Here is a 14556-nt window from a genome sequence, read left to right as displayed (position 1 = left end):
TCCTTTTTTCACAACTATTTCACGCTGAAAAAGAAGGATTTTGTCACATTTAGTTTATCGATCACCTAAAAAGTTATGCAAATATGAAAAAAGACGAGAATATTCTTCCCATCTTTTCAAAATTCAAGAAATCACAGCCTTAATGAAGGTTCTGATCTTTTTCTCTTTTTAATTTTTCTGGTGTAACATCGTTTCCTTCAGGGTCAACGATTTTAACAGTTTTAAGTGTATTTTTCATAGAAGAACGAAAAGCTTTCAAATACTCTTCTCTCAACTGCTTTTGTTCTGTTTTTTCAGCATCTGATAAACCGGTCTCTTTCGACTTTTTTGAAAGCTCATTTATTCTTGCAAGCTGTTCTTTAGAAATCATGACAAACTCCTTTAAAGCATTTTCTCTACATACTACTAAATATCAATCATTTTGACAACAAATCACGCTTTAGGTGGTAAAGCCTTTTTCATATTCTTGATACCTTCTATGCACCGTTGCTTTTGAAATGTCAAAACCTAATGCCTGAAGAGTTGCGGCAATTTCGGCGAACGTCATGTTATTTTTTCTTAATCGAACAATTTCTGAAATCGGCACTTCAATACGCTCACGGCCAGGTGCATGGTTCTGCTGTCTTAAATTCAGTTCAGGCTGATAACCGCGCTCAACAGCCCTTTTCATCCCCCGCTTGATTTTCAGGTTATGAATTTTCCGTTGGTACTCTTCGACAACTCCTACAATCTCAATGACCATTTCATCTGCTTCTGAAAGCTCAAGCTCTCCTCTATGAAACACACTGTATACCTTTACGTTCTCTTTAAATAGACAATGAAGAAGCGCAATTTTTGCTTGTCCTCTTCCAAGACGTGTTTCATCTTGGATCAGAACGGCATCAATTGACTCTTCCTTCAGTGCAGCAAGCATTTCAAACACGCCATCACGATCTAGCTCATATCCACTTGCTTTTTCTTTGATGACTTTGACCACATTCATCTTGTGCATGGCAGCTAAAGCCAGCAGTTCTTCTTCTTGTCTTTTCAGCGAGGTTTCCTGCTCTTCTTTCACAGTGCTTACTCTCGCATAAATGATTGCGTTCATGTCTAAAATCGACCTTTCTACTGTACTGTTGCAAGTTGATATACGACTGGATGCTCTTTTTTGACGGGTATGACAAGAATGTCGCCAGGCTGGATTTCAGTTGAAGCAAGATCATTGTGTTCTGTTACCCAGTCAATAAATGCATTTTTGTCGATTGATTTGCTGTCATTTACTTGATCAGCTAATCCCCACAGAGTATCACCTGATTGAACCTCTATTTTAACATACTGATTTGAATCATTATGGCTTGTGACTGCAATAAGTGAGAGAAATATGCCAACGATGAATGAGAATACCCCAATAAAAATAATAGATTCTTTTAACCTCATAATGTCATCTCTCCTAATAGAATGTGTGTTCGCTCTTTCTGTCTCTCATTATAAATACGAACAAACGTTTCTGTCAAACGTTTTTTCGAACCTATGTTTGTACTGTTAGGAAAAACATGCTATAATTTCTTTAAAATTGACGTTTTGAGGTGCAAAAGATGACGAAGCTATCAAAAAGACAACTCGATATCCTGAAATTCATCAAAGATGAAGTAAAAAGCAAGGGTTATCCCCCATCCGTCCGTGAAATTGGAGAAGCTGTCGGTCTAGCATCCAGTTCAACGGTCCATGGACATTTAGCTAGACTAGAAACAAAGGGCTTAATTAGAAGAGACCCGACAAAACCTAGAGCGATCGAAGTACTAGATGAAGAGGAAATGAATATTCCGAGGAGTGCTGTAATGAACGTTCCAGTCATCGGAAAAGTAACGGCAGGCCTTCCTATCACAGCTGTTGAGAATGTAGAAGAATACTTCCCTCTTCCAGAGACATTTGCTGCACCAGACGAACAAGTGTTTATGCTTGAAATTATGGGAGAAAGTATGATTGATGCAGGTATTTTGGACAAGGACTATGTCATTGTGCGTCAGCAAAGCACTGCTAACAATGGAGATATTGTGGTCGCCATGACAGAGGAAGATGAAGCGACAGTGAAACGTTTTTATAAAGAAGATACACACTTTAGATTACAGCCAGAGAACCCATCAATGGAACCGATTATTTTACAGAATGTGAGTATACTAGGTAAAGTGATTGGCGTATTTCGAAATATTCATTAAAAAAAGCCGGTATTCATCAGCTGCTGATGAGAACCGGCTTTTTCTTATGCACAAGAATAGGCAAGAATACTTGAGCTTGGGAAGGAACCAAATGTAAAGTTCGGCCATATAAAGCCAGTTGTTCGGCCAAAAGGCTGTGAGGAAAGAACGAACATTAAAAATACTTGGCCGTTTCTCAAAAGCACAATTGTCCATCTTCTATTACATCCCGCTGCAAATTGTACAGTTTGATGGCCTCCGCCTACACCTTGCCCAGATATAAACGACTGCATACTTTGAGGCTGAGAGAGTGCTTGCTGATACTGCGAAATGATATGCTGCGGCGGTGCTGGCGGTGCTGAATGTCCGCCTGAACCTTGCCCTGGTAAAGTACCTCCTCCTCCGATTGGAAACCCAGGAAACCCTGAAGGAATACCAATGGATGGAAATCCTTGCATCTGCCTATCATATGAGTACCCATTCCACACACCTTCATACGGATGATACATAATAAACACCACTTTCCTTAGACATTCATCACGACAGTATATGTCATAAATAAAAAAGAGTGTTAAACGTCTAAATAGAAATTTTTCCAAAAGACGTTTCGTTCTTCTTTAGAACGGTTAAATAATGATTAAGAAAAAAAGAAAAAAAATGAAAACTTTTTGTCTCCCTCAAACGTTATATAATTAGAAACAAAAGAAATAAAAAACATTTAGATTTAATACTTGTAATATCACTGTAATTATTGTAACATTTGTAACATAAGAAGTTTTCATTGAGAAAAGGAGGCAATCGCCTTGAAAAAATTATTTGTTTTATTAACTGCTATTATGCTTATGATCTCATTACAAACAACAACATTGGCCGCTTCCAAGAAATCAGCCGCTTTGACAAATAAAGAAGCGTTACATATTGCCCTTGATGCAAGAGAACATTTTTGGAGTGCAATGTCAGGCTACAAAATTAAAGTCCATTCTAATGTCAAATTAAAATCATTTACCTATAAAGATATGACGTACAACTATCTTTCTAAAACATTTGATACAAAGAAAAAATTAAACAGCTACCTATCTCAAGTTTTCACTCAAGATGCCATCAAACATGGTTTAAAAGATTATCAATTCATTGTTCATAAAGGCAAAATGGCTGTTCCAGTCGGTGATGGAGACAACATGCTCAATTGGGAAAAAGCCACACCTAAACTTGTTTCTAAAAAACAAACGGTCCGCACATATGAATTTACTGTCCCAACACTTGATGGACGCAAAGTAAAACGAACTGTTACGTACGAAAAAGTACAAAAAAATTGGAAAGTCACACAAATTGACGCTGTCATCTAAATAAAAAACCAGGCCTTTCATCGGCCTGGTTTTTATATTGAAGAAAATTCAGTCATACGGTCCAGCGCGTGAGCAAGTGATGATGCCGTGCGAAATTCATTAAAAGGAAGCCCGAGCTGCACTGCTGTTTGGGCAATTTCTGGTCTAATCCCTGAAATGGTCGTCTCTACTCCAATTAACCGAAGTGACGTGACAAGATCAAAGATTTGATGAGCCACCATTGTATCAATCATGACAACACCCGATAAATCAATACATAAATGCTGAACACCTTTTTGTGAGCACTGATTTAGCGTATTTTCTAAAATAATCTTTGCTCTCGCTGTGTCAATGTCACCTACTAATGGCAATAACGCAATCTGGCTTTTTAAGACAATTACCGGTGAGCTCAATTCGTAAATCATATCTCTTTGAGCCACGAGTTTTTCGGTTGTATTTTTCACATATTGCTGGATAAACACATGGATTGAAATATTAAACGCTTCGGAAATTAAATCATACCAATAAAAGATGCGGTCAATATCAATTTCATCTTGACGCTGTTTGATAAATTCTTTTAAGTAATGCAGAACCACTCTTTGATTGGACATGTATTCTCTCACGACATAATCTAATGGTGTATTTAAATGCTTTGGGTCGCTGGCTAAGTCCTCAGACCATTTTTTAAATTCAGTATGTAAATACGTCTTATCTTCAATAATAGCTCGTATAAAATGCTGGTAATAATCTTGATTCTGCCGTTTTAGCTCTGCTATGATGCTGGAATCTGTTGAACGATATATAGAATCTGGATCATCGTCCTCAATTGATTCATACCATGTTTCAGTCAGCTTCTCTGCATGCTGCATAAAAAAATCGTATAATGCACGGTTCTTATCCATAAGCAAATGTCCCTTCACATTTTCTTCTTGTCAGTCTTTGTACCTTATAGATTGATTGTACCACTGAATCTTTTGACCCTGCTAGCTCGAATAGGCTCTGATGATAAACAAAAGAGCCCCCCACTCAAGGGAGACTCTTTCCGATTTATTTCACAATGAATAATATTCTTTTCCCATCAGGAAACTCGCTGATTTGATGCCCGACCCATGAGCCTGCCCCCCTATTATCAGATGGACTGACATATTGAACGCTTGCGCCTTTTCCTCCCTCAAGACAAACCGCCATTGGCCATTCATCCCGGTCAAAGCCAGGTTTTGTCGGAATTCCTTTTAATGATTCTTGCCTGCGGGCATCTGCTCCATTTCGGTCAATGGTACACACATCTGAATGCCCTTTTCGAATGGCTTCTTGAATATGACTGCCTGTTTCAGGGTACCTTTCCTTTGGAAATTGAACGACATGATCATATCGATCAGCCCCTTTTGCTGCCTGCTTCTCTCCAAATCCGCCAAACAACGTGCCCATCCATATCACAAAACATAAGGCGACAGCAGCGATCCAGCCTCTTTTCATCTTCAAAAGCATGTGACCTCCTCATCCATCTTCAGCATCATCTTGACTTAAAGGAAATGTGTCATTTTAATGTATGAGTGGTGCGCAGATGACATGAGAAAAAAATGATGAGCTCTCAATCTCAAATCTCTCAGGTTAGAAATATGAATCCTATCAAATCGATTCATACAAAAAAGCTTGTCCCCTATGAAGGAAACAAGCTCTATTTTTTATTGCGCTTTCGCATAGTTTATAAACTCAACAAAGGCAGCTGTCGCTTTCGGCCCGCCATTTATCGTTCCGTTTGAATACCCAGCGTTATGAACTCCAACGATTTGCTGGTTCTGATCCAGCATGGCAGAACCTGAATTTCCGCTGAATGTATCAATCGTATAGTATGCTAGATTCGTATCTTCTCTCGTCACAGGACCTGACATCTCCCATTGTGACACCTTGCCAGTCGATCTCATTTTATCACCAGGATATCCTGAGATTTTAATGGTTGTCCCAGTCAAGTTTGTCACCTGGCGGATAGATCGGTAGCCGACCGTATTGCCAATATTCGTATCGGTTTTGATTACGGCAAAGTCATATTGACTTGCACCAGTATTAATATACCCGCTTGGCACATAGAACTCAGTCATTTTTGCTGAACCGTTCACCGCAGTACTATCATTCATACCAGGATATACAGTCCCTTTCTCACTATAGCTTCTCGATGCCGTATTGTACACGCAGTGTCCGTTTGTCAAAATTTTGTTAGGAGCAATGAGTGTTCCCGTACAGCTTGAGCCGCCAAATGTAATATAAGCAATCGAATTGTATGGTGCCACTCTTGTATTTGCTACTTTGGTTCTACCATCGTCTCCAATGACGACTTTCGTTTGAAAATCTTTTAAATATTTTGATAGTGGTTTTACTTTTTCGCCAACAGTAGAAGAAAGATCATCCACTTTGTCAAAGGATGAGGGGGCTTTCGTATCATTGTGGAAATCACTTGAAGAAATCACTTTACCATCAGAAGTCACCATGTCATAATCAGACGTTAGTACTGAATCCGATGCGGCATGGGCAAAACTAGGCACACTTAAAGCACCAAAAACGAGAAGAGAAGGGAGTAACATTTTCACCTTTTTCATCATATTCCTCCTTTATGTCCTATATCAAAAATCATACGATTGTTTCATATTGGAGTAAATGAGAGAATATTCTTATTTTTTACAAAATATTTCATTTCCAAATTAGGTGTTTTGTATCTTCCCAACCTTCATTCTATCGATCTCTTTCTATGAGAACAGAAAAAACCGCCTAATAGGCGGTCTTTCCTCTTTGTCAGCTCCACACATCTTTTACATATCTATTGTCATTTGCGAGGGCTGTCAGCCAATTTTCAGCTGTTTCTCTCGAGCATTGTTTCTCGTTTTGATAAAGATCGATCAGTGTAGCCTCTACATCTGGAGCCATGACTTTTCCGTCTCCGCACACGTACAGATAAGCACCTTGATCAAGCAATTCGATCAGCATGCCGCCGTCTTCTTTCAACAAATGCTGGACATATACTTTTTGCTCATCGTAACGAGAATAAGCACGATGGATATGGACAATGCCTTTTTGCGCTGCAAGCTTCATTTCATCAAAATACAGATCATCTTCCTGAGGGTGACGGCAGCCAAAATATAGGTGGGCTTCGCCTAGCTGCTTCCCTTCCTTCTGCCACACTTCTCTTGCCTGAACAAATCCTCTAAATGGAGCGATTCCTGTACCTGGTCCAATCATAATCATCGGTATGTCTGATGAAGGGGGCAGCTGGAATCCGTCTTGTGCTTCATGCAGGAAGCAGGCTACTTCTTCCCCTTCTTTCAGACCACATAAATAGGTTGATGCGACTCCGGCATATTCTCCGCTGCCGCTCCATGCTTTACCTTTGACAACTGCCACTGTGATACTGACTTTTTCTTCATCTACCTTTGGCGAGCTAGAGATCGAATAATAACGCGGCTTCAAACCTGGTAAAAGCGCCAAAAAGTGTACAAATGGCAGCTCACACGCTTCATATTGATCTAATAAATCCAGCATGGTTACTCGTTTCTTTAAGATGGCTTCTTGATATGCTTCACCAGCCATTTGTTCAAGTTCTACGCGGTGAGGCGGACATACCGTATGTGCTGCAAGCTCTCTTAGCTGTGTACGTGTCGCAGGTTCTTGAAGCTCAACATGCGAGGCAAGTAATTCTTTGATTGGAATCGGCTGATCTAATGGTAAATGACTTGCCTCTTTATCAGATGAGAGCTTAATGCGCTGCTCTGGATCTAGTTTAAAGCGGCAGGTCACACGCTCAACGAGTGCATCACTATTTTTCGGCACAATCCCGATATGATCCCCTTCTTTGTATGCTTTGCCAGCAGGCAACTTCAGTTCAATATGTCTTGTCTGCCGCGTGCTTGTTTCTGATTGTAATTCTTCATTTTTCAATACAACAGCTGAAAAGGCATCATATATTTTAGCTACAGGACGCTCCACTAGCTCATTCGTATAAGAAACTGATAGGTTTGGTTTTTCCTTCCCCTTTTCTTGGAAGGTGAGCTTAAATTCTTTTGCAAGCTGTTCGAAGACTGTTTTCTGGAAGATTTCTTTATCCTCATCCATATCACCGCCTGCATCACCTTCTCCTAAATCAGCTACACGTTTGGCTCCTTTTCTTTCTAGAGCTTCATCAATTAGACGGGGGATCCGCTGGTACGTACTCGCCCAATTTCGATCTCCGCATCCAAAGACAGCAAATGTCACGTTTGATAAATCCTGCTCTTCATCCTGCGCCAGCCAATCCACAAATTGCTTCGCATTGTCAGGCGGATGTCCGTTGTATGAAGCGGTCACGATGAAGACAGCACCTGTATCTGGCAATTGGCGTGTAAAGTCATCAAGCGGCGCAGTGGTCACATCAAACCCTTTTGCTTTCCCATCTTCAGCCAATTCGTTCGCTATTTGCTTCGCCGTACCAAGATTTGATCCGTATAAAACTAGCAGCGGTGTACCGTGACTCGCCACTTTTGACTCATGAGATTTGGTGCTTTTCTTAGATTCTTCTTTCGGTGGTGCCATAAAGAATTGCTGGTTCCTTGGCCGCACTTTGATTTTAAAATCGTTAGGTTTAATTGTGAGAGATTCTTTTAAATCAAGCTCATAAGATGTGTGATCAATTAACTCTAAATTGTGCAGAACCATCGCGAGAACCATCGTAGCTTCATGCAGGGCGAACTGCATACCGATACATGCACGCTGTCCATTCCCAAAAGGCTTGTAGGCATGCTGCGGGATTTTCTCAGGATGTGTAAACCGCTCTGGTTTAAATTCTTCAGCATCCTCGCCCCATACCGCTGGATCACGGTGTAATTTAGGGAGCAGAACAGAGACACTTTGATTTTTTTGAATCGGATATTTTCCCCCGATTACTGTGTCCTCTTTCGCATAAAGAGAGAATGTAGGCGCTGTTGGCCAGAGGCGGAGAGCTTCATTTAACACCATACGAGTGTAGCTTAGCTTTTGCACCTGTTTAAATGCCGGAAGCCCGCCCTGCAGCACCTCATCTGCTTCTTGGACGGCTTTCTTTAATTTCTCTGGATTCTTCAGTAAGAAATAAATCGCAAATGATAGCAGCCCGCTTGTTGTTTCGTGGCCTGCAATTAAGAAGGTGATGATTTGATAACGGATATTTTCATCGGATAAACGTTCACCTGTTTCAGGGTCCTCTGCATGCAGCATAAGAGACAGTAAATCATCGCCCGCTTTATCTTGTTTTCTTCGTTCCTGAATAATGTCATCTACTAATTGCTTCATAAAATCGACATGCTGGTCAAATTCTTTTCTTCTTTTGATCATGAGTTTATCTGCAATTGGCAATCGACTCGACTGCTCCATTGCTTCATTTAAGCCTTTCAGCATGCTGTCGATGAACGGATGCTGATTTTCTTTATAAAAGCTGTTAAAGCGAAAATCAAAACCGCAAAGGCCGATCGTATCTAAAGTCAGCTTTGTCATATCCTCAGCTACTTCAATTTCTTCATCGCGGCCTGTTCTTTGCCATTTTTGCACAAGCTGTGTGGCAATATCGAGCATCATCTCATGATAGCCCTTCATGGCCTGCTGGCTGAATGCAGGCATCAAAATTTGATGAGCCTTTCTCCAGTTCGGTTCTTCTGTCCAGCTTGTAAATAGTCCGTCCCCTGCAAATGCTCTGACTTTACTCAGACTAGTTCCAATAAATTTATCAAAACGGCTTTCGTCACATACTTCTTTGACAAGTTCATGGCTGGAAACAAAAATACTTGTTGCATTTGAAAATTCAAACTGAAAGATCGGTCCTAATTCATCTGCCAGCCGCCAAAAGGTTTGAGCAAGCTCTCCCTTTTTTATATGGGGAATATTTTTTAAAGGTCCGTATGTTTTTGGTTTTGGAATGATTGATGTTTGCTTCATATGCCCACTCCCTTTATTTCTTTTAAGATGCAACGCTGATGGCACGCCATAAACATTGCTCAATTTCCTCCAAAAATTCAATCGTTGGCTCTATTTCTTCTGCAAGAATTTGTTTATGCAGCTGCACAAAAGCACCAAATACAATAGATAAAATGGTTCTGCCTGAGAGGTTTGGGTGAATCCCATCCTTTTTTCCTTCTTCAAAGATAAGGAATAGCTCATGTAACAAATGCTGCATTTTCTCTTTGCTCGTCTCGTCTAAGTAATGGGACCGTTTATCTATCTCTAAAAAATACAGCCCGCTTGGATTCTCCTTTGTAAATAAAACTAAGCAATAAAATACATGCTTAAAGTACGCCCGAATACTTAACTTTGGATCTGGACTGTTTGTGTTCATTTTTTCGATAAATGCCGAGAGGCTGCGCTGGTACAAAATATTGACGAGTGCCTCCTTGCTGTCGAAATAACGGTAAATGGTGCCCGCTCCGACGTTTGCTCTTTTTGAAATCATCGGCATTGTGGTGCCATCAAAGCCTCGTTCAATAAATAGTTCCAGCGAAGCCTTCATGATCTGTTCTTGTTTATCAGTCACTGCTGGCATTTCATCCCCTCCTTTTAAACGTAGGAATGAACGTTCATTCCGCTTGTGGTATATTATATTAACATTTTAATTTCATCTATTTATACTTAAACATACTTATTTTACTCCGTCACTACATTTTCTGAAAATAATAATAATTGAGAAATGATACCTAGTCACATGACAGCCAAAGGACTTATAAAGATTGTCAATTGTGTCATGCAGGTGTCATCAGCACTACACATTCATTCCTGATCGATTGGGGATTGAATATGGTCGTCATATGTATCAATATATAAGCTTCCATTACTTGAACGGACAGCATAAACAATGTCCTTTAAGGACAGCTGCCTTTTTTTCAGCTCTTCTTCTATCCATTGCTCTGTTAATTGATTTTCTTGTATGTTTTTTTGGATGAGTTTCCCGTCCATGATGACTTCAATCGGCATGTAACGCTCTGCCTCCATGAATAAATGAAGGTCCTTCCGCGTGACTTTTTCAAACGAAGGGTATTTTTTCACTGACATATGCCCATCTGTTTCAATCATTGCAAATTCAACTTCGCTAATATCAAAGATGTCTTTTTCTCTCAGCTGCTGATTTAAATAATCAAGGGTATATCTCATCCCTTTCATATTTCCTTCAAGAATTTTTCCATTTTGTATGACAAGTGTTGGTTTACCCGCCATCAACCCTCTCATCTTCCGGCTTCTTAATGCAAGCAGGGAAATCACATAAATAATCATGACAAGTGACACAAAGGAAATCGTTGTGTGCTGAAGCGGGAGCGTTGTATTAAACGCCAGGTTCGCTGCAATTGAACCTAAGCTGATGGCTGCTATAAAATCAAAAATATTCATTTGCGCAATGGTTTGTTTCCCTAAAAGACGTGCTCCTCCAAATAAAATCGCAAAAGCAAACATCGTCCGAAGAATGACTTCAATATGGTCAGACATGCAAGTATCCACCTTTCAATTGCATCAAAAAAAGCCTTTTCCTTAGAAAAGACTCTTTGTTAGACTATGCATTTATTTCATCATTATTCAATTGGGCAGTACTGCTTTGTTCAAATTGTGATCGCAGTTCAATAATTGAGCTATTCCTCACATGATCTGCTTCTTGCTTAAGAAGCCATGTATAAAATCTTGCTTGCTCCGCTGTCTGCAAAGCCTGCATATATTTTTGCGAGGAACGCTTCTCTACAACGCGCTGCTTCATCCCCCGCATCTGCTTCCAGAATTGATAATAAGGGAGCTTGAGTTTTGTCATAAAGCCTTGATCATCCTCAATGACATACCCCTCTTCTTTAATTGTATTATCATGAGAGACAGCCTGATACCATTTATAAAAAGACGTCCAATCATGGAAAACAGCCACTTCCTGCTTGCAGGATATTCCAAGCTGTTCACTTAATCTTTTCACTTCAGCGAATGGTGCTTTTTCATAGCTTAACTGCCGCTTCACAATATCAAGTAAAATGAGTTGATCTTGTTCATAAGTGATAATATGCGGATCTTTTTCTGGCAAAATGACTTCAAACACAAGAGATACATGGTGGTCACGGACATATGATTTAATGTAATCAGCCTGCACGTCACTGAAGGTCTTATTAAATAGCTCTTCGACCCATGAAGCATGCTGATTTTGTTTCACATGTGATGTATACGATTTGGATGTAAACACCAATTCATCTTCCATTTCATTATACCCAACAGTTCCTAAGTATCCATTTGCTTTATCATATACGGTGACAGGGAATTGAAGATGGTTCACTAAATGCTGCATTCTTGTCTCCGGACGCTCATCAATGTTAAAAAATTTATTGTAGCTTCTAGACACAATCTGCTTAGAAACCATATTGACAAACAAACCTCTTGCTTTCACATTCACATCATCCCACTGCCGTTCACTAAAAGCCTTTTTCGTAAAATTAAAAGATGAAATATAGTGCGGAAGCTTTAATTCCTGTACGTATTCATGCTGATCTAAATGAGCTAAAAAATCATCCAGTGAAATATCTGTCTGAACAGCAGCCGATTGTTTTTTCTCAGACGCTCTGTAGACTGGATTGTCAATTTCATGAGTCTCAATCCCGTCAGCTGTGATTTTCAACACCCGCAGCTGCCCCCCAAATTCAACCTGACCTTCTAGGTTATAAGACCTTTCCGCTGCGTGAATAGGCAGTCTGTATAAATTGCGATGCCCGTGAATTTGGATGATATCCAGCCCAGCCGTATTTTGAACAAATAAGTGATCAATATCATCTGAATATTCTCCTACGCCGTGAATGAGCTGCTGTGTTGAGACATGCAGAAGTTCTTCTGGCAAATGAGCAAGCCCGCCATGTGTAACAAGAAATGTCTGATCATGGTACGTAAAATAAGTAAGCTGATGAAAGGTTCTGACAAACTTTCGTACTTCCTTCAAATCAAAGTTTGCTGCTTCGATTTCAGGCACAGTATGACGATTAAACATATTGCTTCTGACTTTTTCACCATGTGCAAACCGGTATAAATGCTGATCATGATTGCCTTCAATGACGATGACATTCCGGCATACCCTATGGGCGAGCATCCATTCTAATACTTCTTTGTTTTCTATTCCTCTATCAAGCAAGTCACCTGCAAAAATATAAAGTTCGTTTTCTTTGATGTCTCCTTGCAAATAGGTGGTAAGTGCGGTGTAACAACCGTGAATATCTCCGAAAACATGAATGGCCTCATATTGATCAAAAGATCGAGGCTGATAAGTCATCACTTGCGGATAATCCTCCGGCTGCAAAACAGTCACCCATGATGGGACCTTTTCTGTTTTTAACCGCTCGTTCATTTGATACAAAACAGATTCCCGCACCACTTTGTGAGATTCACGTGAGCGATTTTGCAAAAGAGCTGTTTCAAGGGGGACCTGCGTGAAATCGACGACATACACCCTGTAACGATAAGATGTCGCTAAAGACTTATATTGAGAAATCGATTTACTTGAAATATGTGTCGCATCAATCACAGTAAAGTCTCCGCGCTCCATACGGGCTGTGAGTAGATCGAATAATAAAGACCAAACTTTGTGGTCATGCTTGCTTGAAATGTCTAGTTTCCCATTGACTGATAGCTGCGGCGGCTGAGTTAACAGCCGGATTTGATCCGCTGATAAAGTGTAAGGCTCTAAGCCTTGTTCTTTGATCCATGTTGATTTACCTACGCCTGGGAGACCTCGTAAAAGGACTAAAGTTCTCATATTGGTTCTCCTTTAATGAGTGATATTTTACCTATTATAGATAAATTATGGATAAATCTCAATCTTTTATTGATTATGGTAATATATAGATAGAAAAGGAGGTTTTACGTATGTCTAATAGAGAGAATATGGCATTCAACATGGGAGATCTTCTATTTCAAGTGTTCTCTCTTCTATTCATTGCCTTTATTGTGACAATCATTGTTATCGCGTTTCGCATGATTAGAAGAAAACGAATGGAATTGAAAAAAATCGAGGCAAGATTAAACAAAGTAATTGAAAAAAACGATTTAAAAGAGTAAAAAATCCGGAAGTTAACCGAATTTTTTTGTTTTCATCACGATACCTTGACGCTGCTGCATCAAAAAGAAAAAGACGCCTAAAAGAACAAGCAGACCGCCAAGCATTTGAAGCAGCGTGACTTTCTCTCCAAGCAGCCATACAGCAAGGATCGTTGCCCCAACAGGTTCACCTAGAATACTCATTGAAATGGTAGTCGCATTAACATAGGTTAATAGCCAATTATTAATGACATGAGACATCGTGGGAATAAGGGCGAGCAATAAAAAAATTCCCCACTCTTTACTCGGATAGCCTATAAAAGAAGTTTGCTGAAGCAGGTTGAATAAAATTAAAAAAAGACCGGCAAAGCCAAATACACAAAAACTATAAATCCAATGAGATATTTTTCTTACAGCCTGTTGGCCTATTAACAAATAACAAACAACAGCGATCACACTCAAAAAGGATAAAATATCTCCTAAGATGGCTTCCTTGCTATGACCAATATCTCCCCAGCCTATCATGAGGGCACCAACAATCGCCCCACACATCGTGAATATTGCAGACATTGTTGTTCGTTCACGGAAAATGAGGAATCCTCCTAATAAGGACACCATCGGCTGAAGGGCGATAATAATGGTAGAGCTTGCCACTGTCGTCAGTTTCAGTGAGCCAAACCACAACACAAAGTGAAGCCCTAAAAAGAAGCCTGAGGTACATAAGAAAAACCAGTCTCTGCGCTTTATCGAGAGAAATTCTTTTTTTCTTGGCAAGATAAACGGCAGCATGAGAGCCGCCGCAAAAATCATTCGATACATACTTAAAATAGCAGCAGGTGCATTTGACCATTTCACAATGATTGCAGAAAACGAAATAGCAATAATTGAAATCACAAGCGGCAGTGCAATTGATTTCGTTTGAGCAGTTGTCTTCATTTCCATTAGCAGCTTCCTTTACATCAGCAGTAGATGAGCAGTTCATCTTGTATGTCGTCATCTTACTATGTCCATTCACCTAGTGGCAAGAT

At 39.9% G+C, this 14556-nt stretch carries 15 protein-coding genes; 3 read left to right on the top strand and 12 right to left on the bottom strand.

Annotated features, from left to right (window positions below; all coding sequences use genetic code 11):
* Positions 1-139: 139 nt before the first annotated feature.
* The 3 genes from H7F25_RS07475 to yneA all read right to left on the bottom strand — a co-directional run bounded on the left by H7F25_RS07475 (position 140) and on the right by yneA (position 1416).
* Positions 140-370 (bottom strand): DUF896 domain-containing protein, encoded by a 231-nt coding sequence (locus H7F25_RS07475; protein WP_024425132.1) that lies wholly within the window; start codon positions 368-370, stop codon positions 140-142.
* A 69-nt stretch (positions 371-439) separates the two neighbouring features.
* Positions 440-1087, bottom strand: a complete 648-nt coding sequence (locus H7F25_RS07470; RefSeq protein ID WP_025093247.1) for a YneB family resolvase-like protein — start codon at positions 1085-1087, stop codon at positions 440-442.
* 17 nt (positions 1088-1104) lie between these two features.
* Entirely contained in the window at positions 1105-1416 is a 312-nt protein-coding gene (gene yneA / locus H7F25_RS07465; protein WP_024425130.1) for a cell division suppressor protein YneA, read from the bottom strand.
* A 158-nt stretch (positions 1417-1574) separates the two neighbouring features.
* On the opposite strand from yneA, the gene lexA reads away from it, so the two are divergent.
* A complete protein-coding gene (gene lexA, locus H7F25_RS07460) occupies positions 1575-2195 on the top strand; it encodes a transcriptional repressor LexA (RefSeq protein ID WP_024427080.1) in 621 nt (206 codons plus the stop codon).
* Between the two features lie 44 nt (positions 2196-2239).
* Here lexA and H7F25_RS07455 read toward each other — a convergent pair whose 3' ends face one another.
* Entirely contained in the window at positions 2240-2683 is a 444-nt protein-coding gene (locus tag H7F25_RS07455) for a hypothetical protein (RefSeq protein WP_044335372.1), read from the bottom strand.
* A 294-nt stretch (positions 2684-2977) separates the two neighbouring features.
* On the opposite strand from H7F25_RS07455, the gene H7F25_RS07450 reads away from it, so the two are divergent.
* Positions 2978-3520: an IseA DL-endopeptidase inhibitor family protein gene (locus tag H7F25_RS07450; protein ID WP_185854432.1), complete on the top strand. Its 543-nt coding sequence runs from the start codon at positions 2978-2980 to the stop codon at positions 3518-3520.
* 32 nt (positions 3521-3552) lie between these two features.
* Here H7F25_RS07450 and H7F25_RS07445 read toward each other — a convergent pair whose 3' ends face one another.
* The 7 genes from H7F25_RS07445 to H7F25_RS07415 form a co-directional block, all read right to left on the bottom strand.
* Positions 3553-4401, bottom strand: a complete 849-nt coding sequence (locus H7F25_RS07445; protein WP_044335939.1) for an STAS domain-containing protein — start codon at positions 4399-4401, stop codon at positions 3553-3555.
* Between the two features lie 145 nt (positions 4402-4546).
* Positions 4547-4927 (bottom strand): NucA/NucB deoxyribonuclease domain-containing protein, encoded by a 381-nt coding sequence (locus H7F25_RS07440; protein ID WP_065214465.1) that lies wholly within the window; start codon positions 4925-4927, stop codon positions 4547-4549.
* A 257-nt stretch (positions 4928-5184) separates the two neighbouring features.
* The gene (locus H7F25_RS07435) at positions 5185-6093 is read right to left on the bottom strand and encodes a trypsin-like serine peptidase (RefSeq protein ID WP_024425124.1); all 909 of its coding nucleotides are present in this window, start codon (positions 6091-6093) and stop codon (positions 5185-5187) included.
* A gap of 193 nt (positions 6094-6286) precedes the next feature.
* On the bottom strand, positions 6287-9430 hold the full coding sequence (locus tag H7F25_RS07430) for a bifunctional cytochrome P450/NADPH--P450 reductase (protein WP_149126620.1): 3144 nt from the start codon (positions 9428-9430) through the stop codon (positions 6287-6289).
* A 22-nt stretch (positions 9431-9452) separates the two neighbouring features.
* A complete protein-coding gene (locus H7F25_RS07425) occupies positions 9453-10031 on the bottom strand; it encodes a TetR/AcrR family transcriptional regulator (protein ID WP_041109214.1) in 579 nt (192 codons plus the stop codon).
* Between the two features lie 224 nt (positions 10032-10255).
* Positions 10256-10966: a DUF421 domain-containing protein gene (locus H7F25_RS07420; protein ID WP_185854431.1), complete on the bottom strand. Its 711-nt coding sequence runs from the start codon at positions 10964-10966 to the stop codon at positions 10256-10258.
* 64 nt (positions 10967-11030) lie between these two features.
* Positions 11031-13247: an RNA ligase gene (locus tag H7F25_RS07415; protein ID WP_185854430.1), complete on the bottom strand. Its 2217-nt coding sequence runs from the start codon at positions 13245-13247 to the stop codon at positions 11031-11033.
* A gap of 110 nt (positions 13248-13357) precedes the next feature.
* On the opposite strand from H7F25_RS07415, the gene H7F25_RS07410 reads away from it, so the two are divergent.
* On the top strand, positions 13358-13549 hold the full coding sequence (locus H7F25_RS07410) for a hypothetical protein (RefSeq protein WP_024425119.1): 192 nt from the start codon (positions 13358-13360) through the stop codon (positions 13547-13549).
* A gap of 12 nt (positions 13550-13561) precedes the next feature.
* Here H7F25_RS07410 and H7F25_RS07405 read toward each other — a convergent pair whose 3' ends face one another.
* Entirely contained in the window at positions 13562-14470 is a 909-nt protein-coding gene (locus tag H7F25_RS07405) for a DMT family transporter (RefSeq protein WP_185854429.1), read from the bottom strand.
* Positions 14471-14556: the final 86 nt, after the last annotated feature.

Origin of the sequence: Bacillus sp. PAMC28571, assembly GCF_014250435.1 — a bacterium.
In the GTDB taxonomy this organism is placed as follows: Bacteria; Bacillota; Bacilli; order Bacillales; family Bacillaceae; genus Bacillus; species Bacillus safensis.
This window is presented reverse-complemented; position numbering and strand designations above follow the sequence as displayed.

Bases quoted from the DNA above. Each gene is read 5' to 3' on its own strand.
- H7F25_RS07410 (WP_024425119.1), top strand. From the start codon at position 13,358: ATGTCTAATAGAGAGAATATGGCATTCAACATGGGAGATCTTCTATTT.
- yneA (WP_024425130.1), bottom strand. From the start codon at position 1,416: ATGAGGTTAAAAGAATCTATTATTTTTATTGGGGTATTCTCATTCATC.
- H7F25_RS07430 (WP_149126620.1), bottom strand. From the start codon at position 9,430: ATGAAGCAAACATCAATCATTCCAAAACCAAAAACATACGGACCTTTA.
- H7F25_RS07405 (WP_185854429.1), bottom strand. From the start codon at position 14,470: ATGGAAATGAAGACAACTGCTCAAACGAAATCAATTGCACTGCCGCTT.
- H7F25_RS07420 (WP_185854431.1), bottom strand. From the start codon at position 10,966: ATGTCTGACCATATTGAAGTCATTCTTCGGACGATGTTTGCTTTTGCG.
- H7F25_RS07425 (WP_041109214.1), bottom strand. From the start codon at position 10,031: ATGCCAGCAGTGACTGATAAACAAGAACAGATCATGAAGGCTTCGCTG.
- H7F25_RS07440 (WP_065214465.1), bottom strand. From the start codon at position 4,927: ATGGGCACGTTGTTTGGCGGATTTGGAGAGAAGCAGGCAGCAAAAGGG.
- H7F25_RS07455 (WP_044335372.1), bottom strand. From the start codon at position 2,683: ATGTATCATCCGTATGAAGGTGTGTGGAATGGGTACTCATATGATAGG.
- H7F25_RS07475 (WP_024425132.1), bottom strand. From the start codon at position 370: ATGATTTCTAAAGAACAGCTTGCAAGAATAAATGAGCTTTCAAAAAAG.
- H7F25_RS07470 (WP_025093247.1), bottom strand. From the start codon at position 1,087: ATGAACGCAATCATTTATGCGAGAGTAAGCACTGTGAAAGAAGAGCAG.
- lexA (WP_024427080.1), top strand. From the start codon at position 1,575: ATGACGAAGCTATCAAAAAGACAACTCGATATCCTGAAATTCATCAAA.
- H7F25_RS07435 (WP_024425124.1), bottom strand. From the start codon at position 6,093: ATGAAAAAGGTGAAAATGTTACTCCCTTCTCTTCTCGTTTTTGGTGCT.
- H7F25_RS07415 (WP_185854430.1), bottom strand. From the start codon at position 13,247: ATGAGAACTTTAGTCCTTTTACGAGGTCTCCCAGGCGTAGGTAAATCA.
- H7F25_RS07445 (WP_044335939.1), bottom strand. From the start codon at position 4,401: ATGGATAAGAACCGTGCATTATACGATTTTTTTATGCAGCATGCAGAG.